Source organism: Vibrio sp. V19_P1S1T109, assembly GCF_002241375.1.
Classification (GTDB): Bacteria; Pseudomonadota; Gammaproteobacteria; order Enterobacterales; family Vibrionaceae; genus Vibrio; species Vibrio anguillarum.
The window spans coordinates 1-3,351 of sequence record NZ_NDIM01000142.1 but is presented as its reverse complement, the minus strand read 5'-3'; the positions used below and the strand labels follow the sequence as shown (position 1 = coordinate 3,351).

The 3,351-nt window shown below is 43.8% G+C and carries 3 protein-coding genes; 2 read left to right on the top strand and 1 reads right to left on the bottom strand.

Annotated elements, in window-relative coordinates; genetic code table 11:
- The first annotated feature begins 408 nt into the window (after nucleotides 1–408).
- Together B9J87_RS06635 and glpK are read left to right on the top strand one after the other, a co-directional pair.
- Nucleotides 409–1,263 carry an MIP/aquaporin family protein gene (locus B9J87_RS06635; RefSeq protein WP_094149853.1) on the top strand — a complete coding sequence of 285 codons (855 nt, stop codon included), beginning with the start codon at nucleotides 409–411 and terminating at the stop codon, nucleotides 1,261–1,263.
- A 52-nt stretch (nucleotides 1,264–1,315) separates the two neighbouring features.
- Nucleotides 1,316–2,836, top strand: coding sequence for a glycerol kinase GlpK (glpK, locus tag B9J87_RS06630; RefSeq protein ID WP_026029114.1), 1,521 nt, complete (start codon nucleotides 1,316–1,318; stop codon nucleotides 2,834–2,836).
- A gap of 149 nt (nucleotides 2,837–2,985) precedes the next feature.
- Here the strand turns inward: glpK and B9J87_RS06625 are convergent, their stop codons facing one another.
- Nucleotides 2,986–3,237: a YgjV family protein gene (locus tag B9J87_RS06625; protein WP_013867916.1), complete on the bottom strand. Its 252-nt coding sequence runs from the start codon at nucleotides 3,235–3,237 to the stop codon at nucleotides 2,986–2,988.
- Nucleotides 3,238–3,351: the final 114 nt, after the last annotated feature.

Here is a 3,351-nt window from a genome sequence, read left to right as displayed (position 1 = left end):
ATCTTTGTATGTTATTTCATATCAAAATGATGAACGGTTTAACAATTTAGGTTGTGTTAATTTAACAACTGGAGTGGATTTTAGAGAACAAATGCGCTTACGAGCTGATCCGATGACTTTATCATCATGCCTCTCTTAGCAGTATGAAATCATATCTCTATCCGTTATTGCACTTGATTATGTCGTTGTTTATAGAGACACCCTTAGTTTCCTATCATTTGTTAAGCTCTGCGTTAATGAGCAGAAGATCAAAATAATGAGTTAATTAACAAAAAACGATATTGCAAGTAACAAAATTGTGTTCGAACGCTCATAAATGCTGTTTTTTAATTTTCGTGGGAAGAAAAATGTGCAAAATTTGCCACACACAAACATTGTGTACACAAAAAATAAACAAGGACACTTACTATGACTCGAACAAAACAACATACTCTTCTCGGAGAGTGTATCGCGGAGTTTATCGGCACCGGATTGCTGATTTTTTTCGGTGTAGGCTGTGTTGCTGCCTTAGTTCTTACTGGCGCACAATTTGGTCAGTGGGAAATCAGCATCATGTGGGGCTTAGGTGTGGCAATTGCCATCTATTGCACTGCGGGTGTTTCTGGAGCTCACATTAATCCGGCGGTGACCATTGCACTGGCCGCCTTCCACGGCTTCAACAAAGCAAAAGTACTTCCCTATATTGCGGCGCAAATGCTCGGTGCATTCTGCTCTGCTGCTCTGGTTTACGGCTTGTACAGCAACCTTTTTACTGATTATGAAATCGCACACAATTTTGTACGTAGCAGTCAAGAAGCGTTAGCCACAGCGGGTATTTTTTCTACCTACCCTAATGCTTCATTATCATTTGTTGGTGCATTGGCGGTCGAATTTGTCATCACAGCAGTATTAATGTTCGCTATTTTGGCACTAGGTGATGAAAATAACGGCGCACATCGCAATGCAATGAACCCATTGCTGATTGGTATTCTGATTGCGGTTATCGGTGGTTCACTTGGCCCATTGACTGGCTTTGCAATGAACCCTGCGCGTGATTTTGGCCCTAAATTGTTTGCCTACTTAGCTGGCTGGGACTACGCACTAACAGGTGCAAAAGATATCCCATACTTCATCGTACCTATCATTGCTCCTATTGCGGGTGCCTGTTTTGGGGCATGGGCTTACCCTAAATTTATTGGCACGTACTTACCCACTGTCGGCGTAGGCTGCACCATTCCAAACCAGTGTGATGACGTAGAAGAAAGTGAGCAAGCTCACGTCTAAAATAACGATAACACTTCATAAAACGATTAACGTGAAAGATAAGGAAAAGACCATGACTGAGCAGAAATATATTGTTGCCCTTGACCAAGGAACAACAAGCTCACGTGCTGTAGTGTTAGATCATGATGCTAACATTGTCAGTGTTTCTCAGCGTGAATTTACCCAGATCTACCCTCAAGCTGGCTGGGTTGAACATGATCCACTGGAAATTTATGCGACGCAAAGTTCGACGCTAGTAGAAGCACTTGGCAAAGCTGGTATTCGCAGTGATGAAATTGCGGCGATTGGTATTACCAACCAACGTGAGACTACGGTGGTGTGGAACAAAGAAACGGGTAAACCAGTCTACAATGCGATTGTATGGCAATGTCGACGTACCGCATCCATTTGTGAAGAATTGAAAGCACGCCCAGGGCTAGAAGAGTACATTCGCGAGAATACAGGCCTAGTGCTTGACCCTTACTTCTCTGGCACCAAAATCAAATGGATTTTGGATAATGTCGAAGGGGCTCGTGAAGACGCCGAGGCTGGAAAACTGCTGTTTGGTACAATTGACTCGTGGCTCGTTTGGAACATGACACAAGGCCGTGTTCACGTTACGGATTATACCAATGCATCTCGCACTATGCTTTTCAATATCAACAACTTGCATTGGGATGAGAAAATCCTAAAAGAGTTTGATATTCCTTTGTCTATGATGCCTGAAGTGAAGAAATCTTCCGAAGTTTACGGCCAAACCAACATTGGTGGTAAAGGCGGGACACGTATTCCTATTGCTGGAATTGCGGGTGACCAGCAAGCTGCGCTTTATGGGCAGATGTGTGTTGAGGCGGGCCAAGCAAAAAATACTTACGGCACTGGCTGTTTCTTATTGATGAACACAGGTAAAGAGAAAGTCACCTCACATAATGGCTTGCTAACAACTCTAGCTTGTGGCCCTGCTGGTGAACCTCACTACGCGCTTGAAGGTGCAGTCTTTATGGGCGGTGCATCGATTCAATGGTTGCGTGATGAATTGAAACTGATTTCAGATGCGCATGACTCAGAATATTTCGCTACGAAAGTTGATACGGCCAACGGCGTTTATGTTGTGCCAGCGTTTACTGGTTTAGGCGCGCCGTATTGGGATGCTTATGCCCGTGGTACGATTGTTGGTTTAACGCGTGGCGTGAATTCGAACCATATTATTCGTGCGACCTTGGAAAGTGTCGCTTACCAAACACGTGATGTACTTGATGCAATGCAAGCTGATTCTGGCATCAAACTGTCAGCATTACGCGTAGACGGTGGCGCGGTAGCCAATAATTTCTTAATGCAATTCCAATCAGATGTGCTTGATACCGAAGTACACCGTCCTAAAGTGACGGAAGTGACCGCGCTAGGAGCAGCCTATTTAGCTGGTCTTGCGGTTGGCTTTTGGGGAAGCTTGGATGAGCTTGCTGATAAAGCCGTGATCGATAAAACATTCGTTCCTCATCAAGATGAAGAGAAGCGCGATCGTCGCTATAAAGGTTGGAAACGTGCGGTGAAATGTGCTCAAGCTTGGGCAACTATGCACGATGACGAAGAGTAATACTTAGCCTTATGGCCTCTATGTATCCCCCTGCTAGAGGCTTTTTGCTTGGCTATTTATGCTTTTGCTCTCTGATTTATCGATAAAAAATGCTCTGTCATCGTGGCAGAGCATTTTTTTACACGTCAATTTTTATTATTTTGGGTTTATCATGCAGCGCTTTTGGCGTCAGCCGTTTTTTTTTCTCGTTGCATCTTGGCTAAAAAGTAGATGTTTACGCAGGCGATAAAACCGTTGGTGAGCACTACAGGCCATGAATCAATCATGAGTCCGTAAGCGGTAAACAGTGCACAACCAACAAAATTAAGAATACGCAGTTTAACGATATCTTTCATTGTCAGCGAGATTGCCACCATGATCGAAGCTGCATAGCCCAAAATTTCAACCACATTCATTTCCATAATTTGACCCTCTTAATATATGCCGAACGATGTCGGTACCAATCTTCTCGCCGTGAGATAAGTGAGGAAGCTCCGTGCCTCGAATGGTCATAATTGATTTACTGTGTATAAATA

Bases quoted from the DNA above. Each gene is read 5' to 3' on its own strand.
- glpK (WP_026029114.1), top strand. From the start codon at position 1,316: ATGACTGAGCAGAAATATATTGTTGCCCTTGACCAAGGAACAACAAGC.
- B9J87_RS06625 (WP_013867916.1), bottom strand. From the start codon at position 3,237: ATGGAAATGAATGTGGTTGAAATTTTGGGCTATGCAGCTTCGATCATG.
- B9J87_RS06635 (WP_094149853.1), top strand. From the start codon at position 409: ATGACTCGAACAAAACAACATACTCTTCTCGGAGAGTGTATCGCGGAG.